Source organism: Microbacterium suwonense, from assembly GCF_030296555.1.
Classification (GTDB): Bacteria; Actinomycetota; Actinomycetes; order Actinomycetales; family Microbacteriaceae; genus Microbacterium; species Microbacterium suwonense.
Genome location: NZ_AP027728.1, coordinates 1,714,439 through 1,733,010, shown reverse-complemented (window position 1 = coordinate 1,733,010; position 18,572 = coordinate 1,714,439). Strand labels below are relative to the sequence as shown.

18 protein-coding genes and 4 pseudogenes are annotated in these 18,572 nt (G+C 68.3%); 1 reads left to right on the top strand and 21 read right to left on the bottom strand.

All coding sequences use genetic code 11. From position 1 onward, the window contains the following. Positions 1–19 precede the first annotated feature (19 nt). From QUE33_RS08675 to QUE33_RS16450, 5 genes and pseudogenes are all read right to left on the bottom strand, one after another. Positions 20–1,762, bottom strand: coding sequence for a DUF4012 domain-containing protein (locus QUE33_RS08675; RefSeq protein WP_286299185.1), 1,743 nt, complete (start codon positions 1,760–1,762; stop codon positions 20–22). A 255-nt stretch (positions 1,763–2,017) separates the two neighbouring features. Continuing rightward, positions 2,018–3,036: pseudogene (galE, locus tag QUE33_RS08670) on the bottom strand (UDP-glucose 4-epimerase GalE). Positions 3,037–3,080: 44 nt separating this feature from the next. Beyond that, entirely contained in the window at positions 3,081–3,575 is a 495-nt protein-coding gene (locus QUE33_RS08665) for a VanZ family protein (RefSeq protein ID WP_286299184.1), read from the bottom strand. A gap of 61 nt (positions 3,576–3,636) precedes the next feature. Continuing rightward, positions 3,637–4,377, bottom strand: a complete 741-nt coding sequence (locus tag QUE33_RS08660; protein WP_286299183.1) for an arsenate reductase/protein-tyrosine-phosphatase family protein — start codon at positions 4,375–4,377, stop codon at positions 3,637–3,639. 41 nt (positions 4,378–4,418) lie between these two features. Further along, positions 4,419–5,200: pseudogene (locus QUE33_RS16450) on the bottom strand (LCP family protein). A 401-nt stretch (positions 5,201–5,601) separates the two neighbouring features. Between QUE33_RS16450 and QUE33_RS08645 the strand changes: the two are divergent. Next, a complete protein-coding gene (locus tag QUE33_RS08645; RefSeq protein WP_286299182.1) occupies positions 5,602–5,889 on the top strand; it encodes a hypothetical protein in 288 nt (95 codons plus the stop codon). Between the two features lie 32 nt (positions 5,890–5,921). Here the strand turns inward: QUE33_RS08645 and QUE33_RS08640 are convergent, their stop codons facing one another. The 16 genes and pseudogenes from QUE33_RS08640 to QUE33_RS08565 form a co-directional block, all read right to left on the bottom strand. Next, positions 5,922–6,422, bottom strand: a complete 501-nt coding sequence (locus QUE33_RS08640; protein ID WP_286299180.1) for a VanZ family protein — start codon at positions 6,420–6,422, stop codon at positions 5,922–5,924. A gap of 205 nt (positions 6,423–6,627) precedes the next feature. Continuing rightward, positions 6,628–7,371, bottom strand: coding sequence for an arsenate reductase/protein-tyrosine-phosphatase family protein (locus tag QUE33_RS08635; RefSeq protein WP_286299178.1), 744 nt, complete (start codon positions 7,369–7,371; stop codon positions 6,628–6,630). A gap of 181 nt (positions 7,372–7,552) precedes the next feature. Continuing rightward, positions 7,553–7,612, bottom strand: a pseudogene (locus tag QUE33_RS16405) (carbon storage regulator); the annotation flags it as partial. Between the two features lie 9 nt (positions 7,613–7,621). After that, positions 7,622–9,691 (bottom strand): flagellar biosynthesis protein FlhA, encoded by a 2,070-nt coding sequence (locus QUE33_RS08625; RefSeq protein WP_286299174.1) that lies wholly within the window; start codon positions 9,689–9,691, stop codon positions 7,622–7,624. A gap of 16 nt (positions 9,692–9,707) precedes the next feature. Further along, positions 9,708–10,790, bottom strand: coding sequence for an EscU/YscU/HrcU family type III secretion system export apparatus switch protein (locus QUE33_RS08620; RefSeq protein ID WP_286299171.1), 1,083 nt, complete (start codon positions 10,788–10,790; stop codon positions 9,708–9,710). 7 nt (positions 10,791–10,797) lie between these two features. Next, positions 10,798–11,547 (bottom strand): annotated as a pseudogene (locus QUE33_RS08615) (flagellar biosynthetic protein FliR); the annotation flags it as partial. Position 11,548: 1 nt separating this feature from the next. Further along, positions 11,549–11,824 carry a flagellar biosynthesis protein FliQ gene (gene fliQ, locus QUE33_RS08610; RefSeq protein ID WP_286299169.1) on the bottom strand — a complete coding sequence of 92 codons (276 nt, stop codon included), beginning with the start codon at positions 11,822–11,824 and terminating at the stop codon, positions 11,549–11,551. After that, entirely contained in the window at positions 11,821–12,771 is a 951-nt protein-coding gene (fliP, locus tag QUE33_RS08605) for a flagellar type III secretion system pore protein FliP (protein WP_286299167.1), read from the bottom strand. Before fliP ends, fliQ begins: the two co-directional genes overlap by 4 nt. Beyond that, positions 12,768–13,211, bottom strand: coding sequence for a flagellar biosynthetic protein FliO (fliO, locus tag QUE33_RS08600; RefSeq protein WP_286299166.1), 444 nt, complete (start codon positions 13,209–13,211; stop codon positions 12,768–12,770). The genes fliP and fliO overlap by 4 nt, the downstream gene beginning before the upstream one ends. 49 nt (positions 13,212–13,260) lie before the next feature. Beyond that, a complete protein-coding gene (fliN, locus tag QUE33_RS08595) occupies positions 13,261–13,920 on the bottom strand; it encodes a flagellar motor switch protein FliN (RefSeq protein ID WP_286299162.1) in 660 nt (219 codons plus the stop codon). Then, positions 13,917–14,831, bottom strand: a complete 915-nt coding sequence (locus QUE33_RS08590; protein ID WP_286299160.1) for a flagellar motor switch protein FliM — start codon at positions 14,829–14,831, stop codon at positions 13,917–13,919. The genes fliN and QUE33_RS08590 overlap by 4 nt, the downstream gene beginning before the upstream one ends. A 48-nt stretch (positions 14,832–14,879) precedes the next feature. Next, entirely contained in the window at positions 14,880–15,689 is an 810-nt protein-coding gene (locus tag QUE33_RS08585) for an OmpA/MotB family protein (protein WP_286299158.1), read from the bottom strand. After that, positions 15,686–16,552: a motility protein A gene (locus QUE33_RS08580; protein ID WP_286303126.1), complete on the bottom strand. Its 867-nt coding sequence runs from the start codon at positions 16,550–16,552 to the stop codon at positions 15,686–15,688. Before QUE33_RS08580 ends, QUE33_RS08585 begins: the two co-directional genes overlap by 4 nt. After that, positions 16,552–16,776, bottom strand: a complete 225-nt coding sequence (locus QUE33_RS08575) for a flagellar FlbD family protein (protein ID WP_286299157.1) — start codon at positions 16,774–16,776, stop codon at positions 16,552–16,554. The genes QUE33_RS08580 and QUE33_RS08575 overlap by 1 nt, the downstream gene beginning before the upstream one ends. A 186-nt stretch (positions 16,777–16,962) precedes the next feature. After that, positions 16,963–18,123, bottom strand: a complete 1,161-nt coding sequence (locus tag QUE33_RS08570; RefSeq protein ID WP_286299154.1) for a flagellar hook protein FlgE — start codon at positions 18,121–18,123, stop codon at positions 16,963–16,965. Positions 18,124–18,150: 27 nt separating this feature from the next. Beyond that, positions 18,151–18,570, bottom strand: a complete 420-nt coding sequence (locus QUE33_RS08565; RefSeq protein ID WP_286299152.1) for a flagellar hook assembly protein FlgD — start codon at positions 18,568–18,570, stop codon at positions 18,151–18,153. Positions 18,571–18,572 lie beyond the last annotated feature (2 nt).

Below are 18,572 nucleotides of genomic sequence, written 5' to 3'. Positions count from 1 at the left end.
TATCCGTGCAGCAGTCCCGTCAGCCAGCGCACGTGTCGTTGGTGCTGATTGGCGTTGCTCTGACCATTGGCGTGTGCCATATCGACAGTGGCCCCTGGGTACCTGCTGGCATGCTGTATGCCGCATCCAGCGAGTGTGTGCTCGTCAGATGGTTGAAGACTTCGACCTTCACCGCTGGGCGTCCTAAGTGTTGTCCAGAGCTCAGAACTGATGCGGGTCGTCCGTCCAAAGTGATGCTTTGCAACGTCGCGCCGACCGGCCCATACAGTACGACGTAGCTGCTGATGTCGCTTGGCGCGAAGTAGCCACCTGTGATGTAGTACGGAAGCCTCTTTGCCTCATCTGCAGTCAAACTCGACGTCAGCTCAGTGTGCGTCTTCACTGTGCTGTCGGTAGCACATGCTGACACCGCCAAGTCGAGGTAATAGCTCTTCTTAGAGCCGGTGTTGTCGTTCACGTAGGCGCCAACGACGGTCTTCTCTGTGTTGTCATGTGGCATCACCCCGCTCATTCTCAGCGGAGCGACGAGTGCAGCTTCCTTGGCGTCTGATGAGGTGTACAGCAACCGGCCCTCGTCCGCACTCTTCACCACGGCCGAGACAAGTGCGAGCGGGGCTGCTTTGCCACTGGTGACTGCTGTGAACACTGCGTCGGCGGCTGCCCCGAAGAACATGTTCTGCGCTTCAGGATCCGAGTAACGGAAATAGACCTCGTTCAGCAGCAGCGAAACCGCGTTGTCTGCAGAGAGGACATCGCCAGTCGGGAGTGTCACCGGACCCGTGGCACCGAGGATGTACGAGAGCGCCACGGGGTCGACGGACATGACCGCGTTGTACGGTGTGTCGAACTCGCGCTTCCACCACCCGTCGAAGATCTTCGCTGCCGTCGGAAAGTCGGGCACCATCGTGAAATCAGGTACGTAGTGACCGATCTTGTCCCCGTAGATCGCGACAGCCTCGGGATCGAGTGGCGCGACAGGCTCCGCGGACGGGCCGTGGAATTCCTGGCTGTTGGCCGTCTGGATGATGCTGAGCCGACCGTCCTCGGCGCGCAGCACGATGTCGACGGCGGCGTTCCCGCCAAGGCTGCGGGCTTCGGAGTTGCCCTGGAACATCAGCAGGTAGTTGCGCGGGCCGCTGGCGCCCAGGGCATCCGGCAGCACGCTCAGCACGTCCTTCGCAGGCTGGATGTATGGCTGCAGCTTCTCGAGCGAGTCATCGAGCCTTTTCACGCCGTTGGCCACCGGTCCGATCAGCGCCGACCGGTCGACCTTGCCGATGTCTTTCTTCGCCGTGTCGAGGCCCTGCGAAACGGTGTCGAGCAGATCAGACAGGCTCGACAGTTGTTTTATATCCACCTGGCCGCCCTCGGGCACCAGAGACTTCAGATTCACCCTCGACGCCGGCGTGACCACGTCGCGCGCCAGACCGTCGGTCACGCGCGCCACCTGGCTGACTGCTGTGAGGTTCGAGCCGACGAACGGCAGCGCCGCGCCCAGGCTCCACAGGCGCCCCTGTGAGCCGCTCACGGCCGCTGCTGTGTGCACGCTGAGCCGATCGGCTGCGACCGTTGCCGTGGCCGAATCGCCCGCTAGTACCGCCTTCTGCACGCTCTGCACCTCGGTCATGGCCGCCTCGAGATGTCCACGCACCCCTATTGCCTGGTCGTAGACGCGCTTTCCGGCCAGGCCGCCGACGGCCAGCAGCACGACAAGCACACCAGCGACGGACCACCAGATGATCGTGCGGCGGCGCTTCGACACGCGAACCTTTGAACGGCGTGCGCGACGGGAGAGCGGTTCAGGCTGGGGCACAGCGAAAGCCTACGAGACCTGGCTTGGCATCTCCTGCAGGCATTACCGTGAGGGTGACGTGGTGACGTCCCCTGGAGTGATGGAGATTCCGACGAGATGCCGCGGTAGCACGAGTGCACAGTGGGGAATTCGATGCCCCGGAAGCAGTCGAGACTGCGGAACCTCGGTCGGACCTCGTGACGGCGCGCGCTGCTCGAGGCGCGATCACGTCTGGGTGTTGAAGCCTCGGGGGTTCTGCGACTGCCATGCCCACGCGTCGCGGCACGCGTCATCCAGGCTGCGCGTCGTGCGCCAGCCGAGCTCGCGATTCGCCTTCGCCGGGTCGGCCACGCTCGTGGCCACATCACCCTCGCGTGGTGCGATCAGCTCGTAGGGGATGTCGCGGCCGCTGGCGGCGGAGAAAGCGCGCACGACGTCGAGCACGCTCGCCCCCGCACCCGAACCGAGGTTGTACACCTCGACGCCGGGGAGAGGCGCTCCAGCGCGGCCACGTGCCCCTCGGCCAGATCCATCACGTGGATGTAGTCGCGCACCCCGGTGCCATCCGGTGTCGCATAGCCGTCGCCGAACACCGCGAGCTTCTCGCGCCGACCCACCGCCACCTGGGCGACGAAGGGCATCAGGTTGTTCGGGATGCCGGCAGGGTCCTCGCCGATCCGTCCGGACGGGTGCGCGCCCACCGGGTTGAAGTACCGCAGCAGCACCGTCTGCAGCTGCGGCCACGCGCGCTGCACGTCGCGGATGATCTGCTCGTTCATCGCCTTCGACCACCCGTACGGGTTGGTCAGCCCCAAACCAACAGGGTGGTCTTCCGCGATGCGCGGTGTCTGAGGGTCGCCGTACACCGTGGCCGACGAGCTGAACACCAGCCGGTCAACACCCTTGTCTCGCATGATGTCGAGCAGGTTCAGCGTAGAGACCAGATTCGTGCGGTAATAGCGTGCAGGCTGCGCCACCGACTCGCCCACCGCCTTCAGGCCGGCCAGATGGACGACAGCGTCGAAATCGGCATCCTGCAGCGCAGCATCCGCCGCCGCACGATCGGCGAGATCCGCGACGATGACCTGCACGCCCCGCCCCGTGAGCTGCTCGACCCGCCGCAGCGACTCCCGGCGGCTGTTGGAGAAGTCGTCGAGCACGACCACGTCATGACCGGCCTCGAGCAGCGTCAGGGCCGTATGGGAGCCGATGTAACCGGCGCCGCCGGTGAGAAGAACGCGCATGAGGCTTAAGCCTAGCTAGAGGGGGTGAGTGACGATCCAGAGCCTCATGAACGACGAATCGAAACCAGCTCATCCCACGTGGCCAACGGCGGTTCCGCGGGTGCGGGGCGCGGAGGATGCCGGCGCACGAACATGCGCGCGATCAGGCATCCGATCGCCGTGCCGATCGTATTGGCGATCACGTCGGACAGCGTCGGGAAGCGGCTCGGCAGCAACGTCTGCACCAGCTCTATCGTCGCGCTCGACGAGTATCCGAGCAGCAGCACCACCCACGCGTTCGCGCGCGGCCAGGCCGCGACCAGCAGCAGACCGAGCGGCACGAACAGGGCGATGTTCGCGAGGAACTCGAACACCGTGTAGCTCAAGCCCAGCGGGATGTCGGTGTGCGCGCTGACGAAGCGAGCGAACCTGAAGACGATGCCGGTGACCTTCGAGGCCGCGCTCGCAGGAAGCCAGACGATCAGCCCCAGCACGATCACGTACGGCACGAGCGCGACCCGGGCGGCGATCGTGAACGGAGAGATGCGCGCGGTGGGCATGGGAAAAGCCTAGAGGAGCAGGCTGAGATCGTCTCAGAGCGAGATGAGCGCCGCCGCCGGCTCAGCCGAGCGCAGCGCGCACGACGCGCGTGACCTCGGCGACGGCCGGTACGAGCTGCGAGGCGGACAGCTCGTAGGTGGTCTGCGAGCGGCGGTAGGGGTCGATCACGTCGTCGTTGTCGGGCTCGGCGGGCACCATGCCGCGCTGACCGCCCACCAGCTCGGCCAGAGCACGCAGGCGCGCACCGGCATCCGTTCCGGCTGCGGTCACGGCACGACGAACCTCGTCGTCGGTCAGCGTCGCGGCCAGGCGGGCGAACTCCCGCACGGTGAACGTGCGGCGCAGCAGCGCGGGCAACAGCTGCACCACGTACGAACGGTGCTCGCGCGCCATGGTCAGCACCAGATCGGTCTCGGCCAGGTGCTGCACGGTGAGCAGACGCGCCCGGTGCGCGGCGGCCTCGGCAGCATCCGCTCCACTGGCCACCGCAAGCTGCTGCGCCTGCTCTGTCATCTCATGATCCACCAGCGCGTGCGTCCCGGCGCTGTGCACCCGCACGCCTGCATCGCGCAACTGCGCGCGAAGCAGAACCTCGCCCATCGGCGAACGGCAGATGTTGCCGGTGCACACCGTGAGGATCGTGCCGCGCGGCGCACTGTGCACCCCAGGAGACGTGCGCGCGGCCGGATCTGCCGCCAGACTGGCGGGCAGGGGAGTCTCGCCATGATCCAGCGCATCGCGCAGGCGACGAAGATCGGCCCGTCGAAGACTCGGTCGGGTGGTGCCGTCGGGGTCGCTCATACGTCCAGATTAGTAAGAGGTGGGGCGTGCTGTGGGACCGCTCAGCGGTTCGCCGGATGCGCCGCGGCGTACGCCGGCACCGTGTCGTTCTTGAGCGCGTCCGAGAGCGCGGCGAGACCATCCCAATCCGGCCGCACGATCGACTGGCTGCCGACCATGCCCGTGCCGAGCGTCGGGGCGGTCAGAAACAGCACCTCGTCGCGCGTCACGTCGCGCAGACTCAGGGCCAGACTCCCGACGGTCGCGGCATCCAGCCCGGCATCCACCATCAGGTAGGGCGAGATGGCATCCACCGCCGCGGCCACCCGGCCGGGATTGGTCAGAGTCTCGCGGCTGAGCATCTTGTCGATCACGCCCTTGATGAACGCCTGCTGATTGCGCACGCGCTGGTAGTCGCCATCGGGAAACGAGTGGCGCTCGCGCACATAGCGGAGAGCCTGCTTGCCGCGCAGCTCGATCGGACCCTTGGCGTAGGCGTAGCCGTCTCCCGAAACGCGATCTGGTTGTCGACCGTCACGCCGTCCAGAGCATCGGTCAGTCCGGTGAACCCCTCGAAATCAGTGATCATCACATGATCGATCGGCACGTCGACGAGCGTCTCCAGCGTCTGCACGAGCAGTGGCACCCCGCCGAAGGCGAGAGCGGCATTGAGCTTGTTCGCGCCGTACCCCGGGATGTCGACCCAGTTGTCCCGCATGAACGAGATCACCTGCACCCCCGACCGGTCGGCCGGCAGATGTACGAGCAGCATCGTGTCGGCGCGCTGACCGCGGATGCTGTCCAGCCCGCCGCCCAGCCCGGTGCGCGTGTCCGAACCGAGCATCAAGATGTTCATCGCCTCGGGATTCACCTGCGTGGGGCGAACTGTGGGGAACACCTTCGCAGCAGGTATCGACTCGGCCTTCTCGTACGACGACGACAGTCGCCACAGATACACGCCCGCAGTCGCGGCAACGGCCACCAGCGCGAACACCACCACGAACACGATCACCCACGGCCAGCGGCGGCGTCGGCGGGGCGGGGCGGCATGCAACGCGTCGTCACCAAAGGTCATGCTTCAGTATCTCCCGAGGTGCGCGTGCACGACGATTGCCCTGCACAGCTGCGGGTTCGGCGTGGGTCGCCACAGCGACCGGAAAAGTCGGTCAGAGCGTCCTCGCCCGCGGATATGGTCGGTTTCACTGCCGCTGGAGCCAGAACCTCAGGCACAATGGAGGCGTGTACATGTCGGTCGAAGTGATCACGATGCTGGGCGTCGGCGTGTCGATCCTGCTTGCCATCGGCAGCGTGGGCGGCTGGATGATCCACCGCATGGACATCGTCTCCAGCCGGCTGGAGAGCAGACTCGGCAGCCGCATCGACCGTGTCGAGAGCAAACTCGGCAGCCGCATCGACCGTGTCGAGAGCCAGCTCGGGAGCCGCATCGACCGGGTTCAGGAAGAACTCGTCGAGGTGAAGGTCGCTGTCGCCCGCATCGAGGGGCCACCGCGGCATCTGGTCACTGCACGCTGAATCGCCTTCTTACAGGCTTCGCCCCCGCCTCGTCAGCGACGCGCGGCCGGCTGATCGGCGATGATCTCGTCCCAGGTGGCCAGCGGCGGCTCGACCGGCATGCGCGGAGGGTGCCGCTGCACCAGCATGCGGGCGATCACGCATCCGATCGCCGTGCCGAGCGTGTTCGCGATCACATCCGACAGCGTCGTGAAACGGCTGGGCAGCAGCGTCTGCACGAGTTCGATCGTGACACTGGTCGCATAACCCAGCAGCAGCACCACCCACGCGTTCGCGCGCGGCCACGCGGCCACCAGCAGCAGCCCAAGTGGCACGAACAGGGCGATGTTCGCCAGAAACTCGAACACGGTATAGCTCAGGCCCAGCGGAACCGGCGTGTGCGCACTCACGAAGCGCGCGAAGCGGAACACCACATCGGTGACCTTGGAAGCCGCACTCGCGGGCAGCCAGACGATCAGACCGAGCGCGATCGCATACGGCACGAGCGCGACGCGAGCGATGATCGTGAACGGTGACAGACGTGGTGCGGGCATAGGGAACAGCCTAGGAGAGGCCGGTGGGCGAAGGCTGACGGAGACGGCGACGACCGTTCGACAGACTCAGCGGTCACGCGCGACGGTTCACTGATCCGCCTCTTCGTCTGCGCTGCCGGCGTGACCCGACTCGAAGCACACCGCCCACTGGCGCGTATACATCTCACAAGGGGCTCTGCTCCCATGTGGGTGGGGTTGTCACATATCAGGCGAGGGCCGCGCGCACCACGCGCTCGACCTCGGCGACGGCCGGGACCAGCTGCGACGCCGACAGCTCATAGGTGTTCTGCGAGCGGCGATACGGATCCACCACATCATCCTGATCGGGCTCGGCAGGCACCAGGCCACGCTGACCGCCGACCAGCTCGGCCAGCGCGCGCAGGCGCGCACCGGCATCCGTTCCCGCAGCCGACAGACCTCGACGCACCTCGTCGTCGCTGAGCGTCGCCGCCAGGCGCGCGAACTCCCGCACCGTGAACGTGCGCCGCAGCAGTGCCGGCGACAGCTGCACCACATATGAACGGTGCTCGCGCGCCATCGTCAGCACCAGGTCGGTCTCCGCCAGGTGCTGCACGGTCAGCAGCCGGGCACGATGCGCCGCCGCATCCCCGGCATCCGCTCCGTTCGCCACCGCAAGCTGTTGCGCCTGCTCGGTCATCTCGTGATCGACCAGCGCATGCGTGCCCGCGCTGTGCACCCGCACACCCAGGTCGCGCAGCCGCGCACGCAGCAGCACCTCGCCCATCGGCGAACGGCAGATGTTGCCGGTGCACACCGTCAGGATCGTGCCCCGCGGTGCACCCTGTGGCACCGGAGCGGGCCGGGGAGCCGGCACCGAGACGGGCACTTCGGCCGGCAACGCGGTCTCACCGTGATCGAGCGCCTCGCGCATGCGACGAAGGTCGGCCCTGCGGATGCGGGGTCGGGTGGTGCCGTCGACGTCGCTCATGACCGTCCTCTCGCCTGCAGCACGGCAGCCAGAATGGCATCCGCCGTCTCGGCGCCCGTGTCCGACGCCGCCGCCGTGTTCTCGGCGACCACGGCTTCGACGATCTCGGAGCGCTGGATGCGAGTCGAACGGGGGCGTTGATGCCGATGCGCACGCTGTCGCCCTTGACATCGAGCAGCGTCACCTCGATATCGTCGCCGATCAGCACGCTCTCGCCGATTCGCCTCGTCAACACCAGCATCCGAACAGCCTACTCGGCGGGGCCGGCCAGGCCGGCGACCGCCGACGGGGCGGCATCGCGCACCACCCCGACCGTCTCGATGGTGAACACTCCCGCGCCGCCCGCCTCGGTGTACGACAGCACCGGCAGCCCGTCGGTCTGCGCCGACACCATCCGGCGCACCGCGGCACGCAGCGACGGCGCGCACACCAGCACCGGCTCGCCGCCGTCCCGGGCGGAAGCCGCCGTCACCGCCTGACGCACCGACTCCACCACCGCCTCCATGCGGTTCGGCTCGAAGACGATCTGCGGGCCATCCTCGCCCATCCGCAGGCTCTCCATCATGGACTGCTCCAGCAGCGGGTTGATCATGATCACGCGCAGCACGCCGTCTTCGGCGAACCGCGCCGCGATCGCCGGCCCGAGCGCCGCCCGTGCCGCCTCGACCAGACCCTCCAGATCGGTCGACGTCTTGGCGCGCACCGCGAGCGCCTCGTAGATGCGGCTGAGATCGTTGATCGGCACCCGCTCGGCCAGCAGCGCCTGCAGCACCCGCTGCACCTCGGCCAGCGAGAGCAGCGCCGGGGTGAGCTCCTCCACCGCAGCCGGCGACACCTGCTTGAGCGCATCGGTCAGCTGACGCACGTCTTCACGGCTCAGCAGACGTGCGGCCCCGGCGTGGATCACACTCGACAGGTGCGTGACCACCACGCTGGCGCGATCGACCACCGTCGCCCCGGCGAGCTCGGCACTGTGCCGCATCTCCGCCGGGATCCACTTGCCCTCCAGCCCGAACACCGGGTCGTGCACGGCCGCCCCGGGCAGCGCATCCAGCCCCGCCCCCAGCGCCAGCAGGCGACCGGGCGGCACGACGCCGCGGCCGGCCTCGACGCCGGCGATGCGGATCACATACGTCGACGACGGCAGCTCCACGCTGTCGCGCGTGCGCACCGGCGGCACCACCAGACCCAGATCCAGCGCGATGCGCCGGCGCAGCGCCTTCACCCGCGCGAGCAGGTCGTCCGGGCCGCCGGTGACCAGATCGACGACATCCGAAGACAGCTGGATCTCGAGCGCATGCACCCGCATGCGCTCCATCAGCTCTTCGGGACTGTCCGACGACGACGTCTCGGCGGGTGCGACCTCGGATGCCGCGGTGGCGGCCTGCGACGCCTTCACGCGCTGAGCCGCCAGGATCAGCAGCGCCCCCACCACGATGAACGGCAGCATCGGCATCCCCGGGATGAACGCCATCACGATCGCCGCGCACCCGGCGATGTTCAGCGCGTTCACCGACTGGCCCAGCTGCGCGAACGCCGAGCTGCCCATGTCGGCCTCGGCGTTCGAGCGCGTCACGATCATGCCCGTCGACACCGCCATCAGCAGCGCGGGGATCTGCGTGACCAGCCCATCACCGATGGTGAGCAGGCTGTACGTGTTCACCGACTCGTCGATCGCCATCCCGTGCGAGACCATGCCGATCGCGATACCGCCCACGATGTTGATGATGATGATCACGAGCCCCGCGATCGCATCGCCCTTGACGAACTTCGAGGCACCGTCCATCGCCCCGTAGAAGTCGGCCTCGGCGGCCACCTCGGCACGGCGCTCCCGCGCCTGCACGTCGGTGATCAGTCCCGCGTTCAGGTCGGCGTCGATCGCCATCTGCTTTCCGGGCATGGCATCCAGCGTGAACCGGGCGCCCACCTCGGCCACGCGCTCGGCGCCCTTGGTCACCACGACGAACTGGATGACCACCAGGATCAGGAAGATCACCGCACCGATGATCAGCGACCCGCCCACCGCGATCGTGCCGAACGCCTCGATCACCTGTCCGGCGTACGCCTCGCCCAGCACGAGCCGGGTGGATGCCACGTTCAGCCCCAGCCGGAACAGCGTCGCCACCAGCAGCAGCGACGGGAACACCGAGAAGTCCAGCGGCTTGCGGATGAACATCGTGTTCAGCAGGATCACCAGGGCGAACAGGATGTTCAGGATGATCAGCGTGTCCAGCAGCACCGGCGGCACCGGCACCACCAGCAGCATGATGATGCCCACCACGGCGATCGGTACGACGATCCTGTTCAGCGTTCCGCGCATGCGGTCCTCCTTGCCATCATGCCGTCCTCACCGGCACTGAATGCACGCCGCGTGCGGACCCGCGCCGCCGCAGCATGTCCACGAACACCAGCACGCGCGCCACGGCCGTGTACAGCTCTTCGGGAATCTCCTGGCCCAGCTCGCAGGCCGCGTGCAGCGCCCGCGCGAGCGGAATGTCGCGCACCATCGGCACACCGCACTCGGTCGCCCGCTCGCGGATCTTCTCGGCGACCACGCCCTTGCCCTTCGCGACCACCTTCGGCGCCGACCGTCCCGGCTCGTAACGCAGCGCCACGGCCACGTGCGTGGGGTTGACCAGCACGACATCCGAACCCGCCACCGCCGCGATCATGCGGTTGCGGCTCATCGCCAGCTGGCGCGATCGCCGCTGCTGGCGGATCAGCGGATCGCCCTCCGAGCTCTTGTGCTCATCGGTCACCTCGCGCCTGGTCATGCGGGTGTGCTTGGTGTTGCGGCGCATCACGACGAACACGTCGATGGCCGCCAGCCCCAGACCCACCATGATCGCCACCTGCAGCAGCGCGGCCGTGCCGTCGGCGGCCGTGCCCAGCAGCAGCGTCACGGAGTGCGCCCCGCTCGCCGACAGCACCGGGATGAGCGTCGCGATCACCGCCCACAGCGCGATCGCGATCGCCCCGGTCTTCAGCAGCGCCTTCGCGCCCTCCCACAGCGACTGCATGCCGAAGATGCGCTTGACGCCGTTGAGGATGTTGAACTGCTCGTAGCGGCCCGAGAACTTCCGCATCCGCACGCCGCCCTGCACCACCGCACCCAGCAGCGTGACCACCACCACCGCACCCAGCAGCGTGCCGAGCGTGGGCAGCACCGAGCTCAGTCCCAGCCCCAGCACGCCCAGCGCCGAGTCCGGAGAGGGATCGCGCATGATCCCCGGCAGCGCGATGAGTTGCTCGGTGCCGGCCGCGGCACCCGCGGCCATCGCCGACGGCATCGCGACCGCCGCCGCGCCGATGCCCAGCCAGGCCGTCAGGTCCTGGCTGCGCGACAGCTTGCCCTTCTGCCGCGCCTCGCGCAGGTGCTTGTCGGTGGCCTTCTGATTCCGCTCGCCGCTGTCGCTCACGGGCCCACCCCTGCATCATGTGCACGGCCTGCGTGACCAGCGCGCCGACGATGCCCGGCAGGGCGACGAAGGTGAACCCGACCAGCACGAGCGTGAGCAGGATCTTGATCGGAAAGCCCATCGCGAACGCGTTCAGTGCCGGGGCGACGCGGGTGATCAGACCGAGACCGGCATCGGCGAGGAAGAGCACCAGCATCAGCGGACCGGCGATCTGCACGCTCGCGAGGAACAGCTGCACGACCCCGTCGACCATCAGCTCGGCCGGCGAGGCCAGCGCGAGCAGCCCGTCCACCGGGATCACCTCGAAGCTGCGCGCGAGCCCGCCCAGCACCACCTGGTACCCGCCGGATGCGAACAGCAGCGCGAGCGCGGTCATCTGGAACATCCGGGTGAACTGTGCGCCGTTCACCATCGACTGCGGATCGAACGCCTGCGCCATCTGAAAGCCGCCGAACACGTCGATCAGGCTGCCGGCCGCCTGCACCGCCGAGAAGCACACCAGCACCAGAAAGCCCAGCACGGCCCCGGTGAGCACCTGCAGCGCCAGCGCCGCGAAGAACGGCCCGGTGTCGAGGTTCTCGTACCCGGGCGAGACCGCTCCCGACATCGCCAGGGCGAGTGCCATGGCCAGCATGGCCTTGATGCGCACCGGTATCGCGCCGTACGAGAACGGCGGCGCGATCATCACGAACGCCGTGATGCGCACCCCGGCGAGCATCGTCGCCTCGAGCCACGCGAAGTCGATCGGGATGTTCACCTCAGCCGCCGCTCAGCAGCTGGGGGATGCGGTCGAACATGGTGTGGGTGAACTGCACGATCTCGGAGATCATCCAGTTGCCGGCGATGAGCAGGGCGATGCCGACCGCGGCGATCTTCGGCACGAACGACAGCGTCACCTCCTGCACCTGCGTGATCGACTGCAGCAGCGAGATGGCGAAGCCGACCACGAGGGCCGTGATCAGCAGGGGAGCGGCCAGTTTCGCGGCCACCAGCAGACCCTGCGTACCGATGTCCAGCACCGCTTCCGGGCTCATCCGGCACCTCCGTAGCTCTCCAGCAGGGTGCGGATGATGAGCCCCCACCCGTCGACCAGGATGAACAGCAGGATCTTGAACGGCAGCGAGATCATCACCGGCGGGAGCATCATCATGCCCATCGACATCAGTGCCGCCGCGACCACCAGGTCGATCACCAGGAACGGCACGAAGATCACGAAGCCGATGATGAAGGCGGCGCGCAGCTCTGAGATCATGAACGCCGGGATCAGCGTGAACATCGGCACGCTCTGCGGGTCGTCCGGGTTCGGCAGCGATGCCATCCGCGTCATCAGCGCGAGGTCCTCTTCGCGGGTGAAGTGCAGCATCCAGTCCCGCAGCGGCGGCTGGCCCAGATCGATCGCCTGCGCGAACGTGATCGACCCGTCGACGTAGGGCTGCACCGCGCTCAGATTGATGTCGGTGAGCACCGGCCACATGATGAACAGCGACAGGAACAGCGACAGCCCCGCGAGCACCTGGTTCGGCGGGATGCTCGGCAGCGACAGGGCGTTGCGGGTCATCGCGAGCACCACGAAGATCTTCGTGAACGACGACATCATCAGCAGCAGCGCCGGCGCGATCGACAGCACGGTGATCCCCAGCAGCGTGAGGATCGAAGCCGAAGGCGTGCCGTCGAGCCCGTTGATGCCGATCGTGATGCCCTCATCGGCCGGCGAGGTCGGGTCGGTGGGGGAGTCGGGGTCGTCGGGATCGGTGACGGCCGGGAGCACGGATGCCGACAGAGCACCGGAGGCCGGGAGGGGCACGGATGCCGAGAGCACGGATGCCGTGGGTGCGGCCGCCGTCGACGACGCCAGCGCCTGCGCACCGGCCCCGGTTCCCAGCACCGCACCCGCAGCGAGGAGCGTCGCGCAGATCAGCAGCAGCATGCCGTGCACACCGCGCATCCTCAGCATCCGTGCCGTGAGCGACCGCGCCGTCATCGCGTGCGCCGCAGGAAGTCAGCGGTCTGCCGCCAGGTCTGCGCGGAGAGGATCGAACCTCCCAGCCGGTCTGTCGGCTCCGGGCGCCGATGGCGCCGCAGCGTCTGCGGCTCGCCGCTCGCCGCCTGCTCGGCGGCGAGCAGGCTCTCGAAATCCGCGCTGTCGTGGTCACTGCTGTCGAGAGCCGCGCTGTCGAGGTCTGCGCTGTCGAGATCACTGCGCACCGGCCGCGCGACGTGGTTCGCGGGCAGGCTGTCGATCAGGTTCACGCCGTGCTCGGTGACCCCCAGCACGTACCTGCGGTCGTCGGTCTCGACGATCATCAGCTGCGCCTTCGGGCTCAGCGCCTGCTTTCCGATCACCGAGATCTCGGCGTCGTGGCGCCGCCGCTGCATCCGTCTGCCGATCCGGCGCTGCAGGTACCAGAGCAGCCCGAGCACCGCCGCCAGCGAGAGGGCGACGCGCAGCAGCAGGAGCAGCTCGTCCAGATCAGGCCTCGGCGTTCTCGAGAATCCGGGTGATCCGCACCGCGTAGTCCTGATCGACGACGACGATCTCACCGTGCGCGATCACGCGTCCGTTCAGCAGCACATCGGCCGGAGCGCCCGCCGAGCGGTCGAGCTCGACGATGCGGCCCGGCTCCAGCCCGAGCACGTCGCGCACCGCCATCCGGGTGCGGCCGATCTCCACCGTCAGATCCATCTCCACACCCGCGATGCGCTGCAGCCGCCGGGAGGTGGCGGGTGCGGCCACCGGGCTGCGGGTGACGCGCACGGCCAGCCGTCCGATCACCCGCCCGTCCTGATCCTGCAGATCGAACACCTGCGCGGCCGGGTGCGAGAACACCGAGGAGGCATCGCCGACGATCGCCTCGTCCAGCCGGCCCGCGCCGAGGGCGCCGACCGCCGCTTCCAGTGCTCCGTGCAGGCGCTCGACCAGCGGAGCATCCGCCTGACCGTCCACCAGTGCGTCGATCTCGAGAACCTGCACCGCCAGCTGCGCGCTGGCCTCGCCCACGAAGCTGACGATCACCGCGTCGCCGGTGTCGCCCGACGCCTGCGACGCGACCGCGGTCGCGGTGGCGGCCGTGGGCAGCCGGGAGGCCAGCGCGGCGGCGACGGCGGATTCGTAGGCGATGGTGCTGGTCACGAGAGCTCCTGTGCGGGATCGGGTGTGGTCGCGGTGACGACGCAGGCGAGGCGAGCACCGCTCGTGCCGACCGCGGCCGTGGCGATCGGCTGATCGCCGACCATGAGCTCGAGCGGACGATCGGCGGTGTGCGGGAGGGTGAGCAGGTCTCCGACCGAGAGGTCCAGCACCTCGTGCGGGCGGATCGAGCGCGGCGCGAGACGCAGTGTCAGATCGACCGGAGTGCGCTCGATCTGACGGTCGATCACTCCGGGCCGCACCGCCTCGGGTGCACTCGTCGTGCCGCTGGTCAGTGAGCGCAGCACCACGGATGCCGGCAGCATGACGCTGGCATGCGCTGTGCCGCCGCTGAAGACGATCGGCAGCAGCGCGACGATCACCGGATCGTTCGCGGCCGCCACCTGGGTGAACTGCGAGCTGTGCTGAATGCCGGTGATCGAGATGCCCGTGGGCAGCACGCCGTCGAAGGAGCGCACGAGATGGTCGAGGGCATCCGCGATCACCGCTCGGATCAGGGCCTGCTCGATGTGCGTCAGCGGGCGCTCCTGCGCCTGATCGACCGGGCGGCCGCCGACCATCTGCACCACCCAGGCTGTGGCGAGCGAGGCGGGGAACTGGATCACCGCGCGCGCGTCGGAACCCGGCAGGGCGCACACCACCAGGGTGGTGGCCGGCGGAAGCGATCGGCCGTACTCGTCGTAGGTCTGCATCGTCACCGATTCGACCGAGACCTGCGATCTGCCGTGCGTGCGCGCCGACAGCAGAGAACCCCACTGCCGGGCGAACGCCTCGAACGACATCTCGAGGATGCGCGCATGCTCGCGCGAAAGGGTCGTCGAGCGGCCGAAGTCGTAGAGTTCGACTTCGGCATCCGTGCGCACGCCCGGGCGTGCACCCTCATCCACCGCCACGACCCCGACTATCGGGCGGCGGCGCGCGGACGTAAGCAGTTGCGACGATCAGCGGGAGGGCGCTTTCGCCTGCAGGGCAGGCAGCAGCTGGCGCACCTCCTCATCGGCGCCGGAGAGTACGACCACGTCGACGCGTCTGTTCTTGGCCAGCGCCTCGGGGCTGGTGCCCTCGGCGACCGGCCGGGCATCGCCGTAGCCGACCGATTTGATCACACCCGGGTCGATTCCGCAGGTCTCGACCAGATGGCGCAGCACCTGGGTGGCGCGGGCGGCCGAGAGCTCCCAGTTGGTCGCGAACGGCGCTGCCGACTGCCGCGCGTCGGCGTGCCCTTCCACCGAGATCTCGTTCGGGATGCTGGCGAGCACCCCGCCGAGGGTGTTCAGGATGGTGACCGCGATGCCCGACAGCGCCGTGCTGTTCGTGGCGAAGAACGTCTCGGCGCTGACCAGGCTGATGGTCAGCCCGCGGGAATCGATCGTGAAGGTGGCCGTGTCGGTCAGACGCTGCTCGCTCAGAGCGGTGCGGATGCGGTCGCGCAGCGCCGAGAGGTCGTCGAACTCCCGCTGGGCCGCGCTGAGCTCGATGTCGGCGAAACCCTCGCCGTCCTCCTCGAGCAGCTCCGGCGGCACCACCACGCCCTCTGAGACGTCGATCCGCTCGGTCTGCTCCTGCCCGAAGCCCGTCGCCAGCGAGGCGCTGAGCGCACTGAACTTCTTCAGGTCGATGGTCGACATCGAGAACAGCACGATGAACATGCACATCAGCACCGTGATCATGTCGAGGTACGACGCCATCCACCGCTCATCCGGGCCGCTGTGGCCGTCGGGCTGGATGCGGCGGCGTCGACGCACGCTCATGATCCGGCACCCACCGGTGGCGCTGCGTCGTCGGCCGGTGCGGTGCCCTTCTTCGCGCGGCGCTCCTTGCCGCCCTTCGCGGATGCCTTCGTGGATGCCTTCGTGGATGCCGATGAGGCGGAATCCGAGACGAGAGCGCTCAGCCGCTCCTGTACGAAGGCCGGGGTGGCGCCGGACTGCACGGCCAGCATCCCCTCCATGACCACCGTCATCCGCTCCAGCTCCAGCTCGCCCAGGCGCTGCAGGCGCCCGCCGATCGGCAGCCAGATGAAGTTGGCCGACAGCAGCCCCCACAGGGTGGCGACGAAGGCTGTCGCGATCATCGGGCCGAGGGTCTCGGGGGCGTCCAGCCGCTCGAGCACGTGGGTCAGCGACACGACGGTACCGATGATGCCCACGGTGGGCGCGAATCCGCCCAGCGTCATGAAGAACCGCGACGCCGATCGGCTGCGGGCCGCCGCCGATGCGATGGCGTCTTCGAGCAGGATGCGCAGGTCTTCGGCATCCACGCCGTCGGCGATGCTCTGCAGAGCCTGCTGCATCACCGGATCTTTCTCGTCGGCGACGCCCTGCTCCAGCGAGAGCAGCCCCTCGGTACGTGCCCTGTCGGCGTAGCCGGCGATCGTGGCGATCACGGTCTGCGTCGAGCCGCTCTGCCCGCGGAAGGCGCGCGGCAGCGACGCTGCCGCGTTCAGGAAATCGCGCAGCGTGCCGCTGGCGATGCCGACCGCGATCGTGGCGCCGAAGACCAGCACCATCGGCGCGGGCAGCAGCAGCGCCGTGATCGACGCGCCCTCCATGCTGATCATCGCCAGCAGCGCGCCGAACGCCAGGACCAGGCCGAGGATGAGGGCGATGTCCATCACAGGCCCCCGCTCGGCGGAGCGGACGACAGCCGCAGCGCGGTGCTGAGCACCCGGGCGCGGAAGTCGGTGATCTGCGCGATCAGCTCGTCCATGCTCTCCTGAACGACGAAACGCGCGCCATCGACCATGATGATCGTGGTGTCGGGCGAAGCCTGCACCCGTTCGATCAGGTCGGGGTTCACCGCGAACCGCGTGAGGTTCAGGCGCGTGACGACGATCATGAGCTCCATCCTGGAAGATCGGCCCCCGGAGGGGCGGCGACGGCCCATCCTGGTCCGTCGCCTCTGACTGTCGGCAGTCCTCGCCGTCGCGTTAGCCCCTCGCCTCACCGCCCGTCTATTTGTGCCATATGCGGAGTTTCAGGCCCGATTCGGCGCATTCGGCACAAATAGACGGGCTTTGGCGGGTCAGCGCTTGAGGTTGGTCAGCTCCTGCAGCACCTCGTCGCTCGTGGTGATGATGCGGGCGTTGGCCTGGAAACCGCGCTGGGCGACGATCAGGTTGGTGAACTCCTGCGACAGGTCGACGTTCGACATCTCCAGCGCGCCGCTGATGATGCCGCCCAGCCCGTCGGAGCCGGCCTGGCCGATGCTCGCCTGGCCCGAGTTGGCCGTCGGGCGGAACTGCGATGAGCCCGCCTTCTCCAGCCCGCCGGGGTTCGTGAACGTCGCCAGCGAGAGCCGTGCGAGCACCTTCGACTCGCCGTTGCTGAACGTGCCCATCAGGCTGCCGTCCTCGGTCAGCGCATACGACGACAGCACACCGGCGGGGCGCCCGTCCTGCCCGGTGAGAGCGAGCGTGCTGACGTCGCTGAAGCCGGTGAGGGTCGACAGATCGACGGTGATGCCGCCCGAGACGATCGACGATGCGGCGGTCTGCCTGCCGTCGGTGAACGTCACGGTCGCGGTGGCGCCGTCGGCATCCGCGACGTCCCACCCGGTGGCGGTGCGGGTGAACGTCAGCCGCACGCTCGAGGTCGAGCCGTCGGCGCCGTACACCTCGATGTCGCGGACCAGCTGCTCGCCGACCTCGGTCTCGGCGGGCAGGTTGCCGGTGGCATCCGCGCGCGTGGTCGCGACGGCCGGCACGACGGCGCCCACCGGCAGGGTGATGTCGCCGAGCGCCTGACCGCCGGTGATCAGGCCGTCCTGCGCCGTCCAGCCCTGCACGAGTGCGCCGTCGACGGTGGTCAGGCGCCCGTCGGCGTCGAACGAGAAGCTGCCGTTGCGGGTGTACAGCGTCTCGCCGCCGCCCCGCACCATGAAGAAGCCGTCGCCGGCGATCATCAGGTCGGTAGGTACGCCGGTGGGCTGCGGGGCGCCCGAGCTGAAGTTCGTGCGGATGCCGGCCAGCTGCACGCCGAGCCCCACCTGGGCCGGGTTCGAGCCGCCCGCGTCCTCGCGGGGCATGGTGGAGTTCTTGACGAGCTGCGACAGCGAGTCCTGGAACTGCACGGCCGACGACTTGAAGCCGACGGTGTTGACGTTGGCGATGTTGTTGCCGGTGACATCGAGCATGGTCTGGTGGGTGCGCAGACCCGAGATGCCGGAGAAGAGGGAGCGAAGCATGGTGTGCCTTTCTGGGGGAGAAGAGGGTCAGGAGGAGAGGGTCAGCCCGGACAGGGAGTCCAGCGGGACGGACTGCCCGCCGATGGTGACCAGTGGAACCGGGCCGGCGAACGAGACCGCCGTGACCGTGCCGCTCTGCGAGAGCCCATCGGCGTCGATGTACTGCGCGTCGCGGCCCATCAGCGCGGCCGCCGTGTGCCGCATGCTCAGCGCGAAGCTCTCGGACGTCATCGTCGTCAGCTGGGTGAGCTGCTCCATCGAGGCCAGCTGAGTGGTCTGCGCGATCATCTCGTTGGTGTTCATCGGCGAACTGGGATCCTGGTTGGAGAGCTGAGTCACCAGCAGCTTCAGGAACACCTCCGAGTCGAGGGTCTTCTTCTGCGCGGGCGGGGCTACGGTGCTGTCGGATTGCGGGCCGGTCGCGGCGATCGGGTCGACGGAGGTCATCG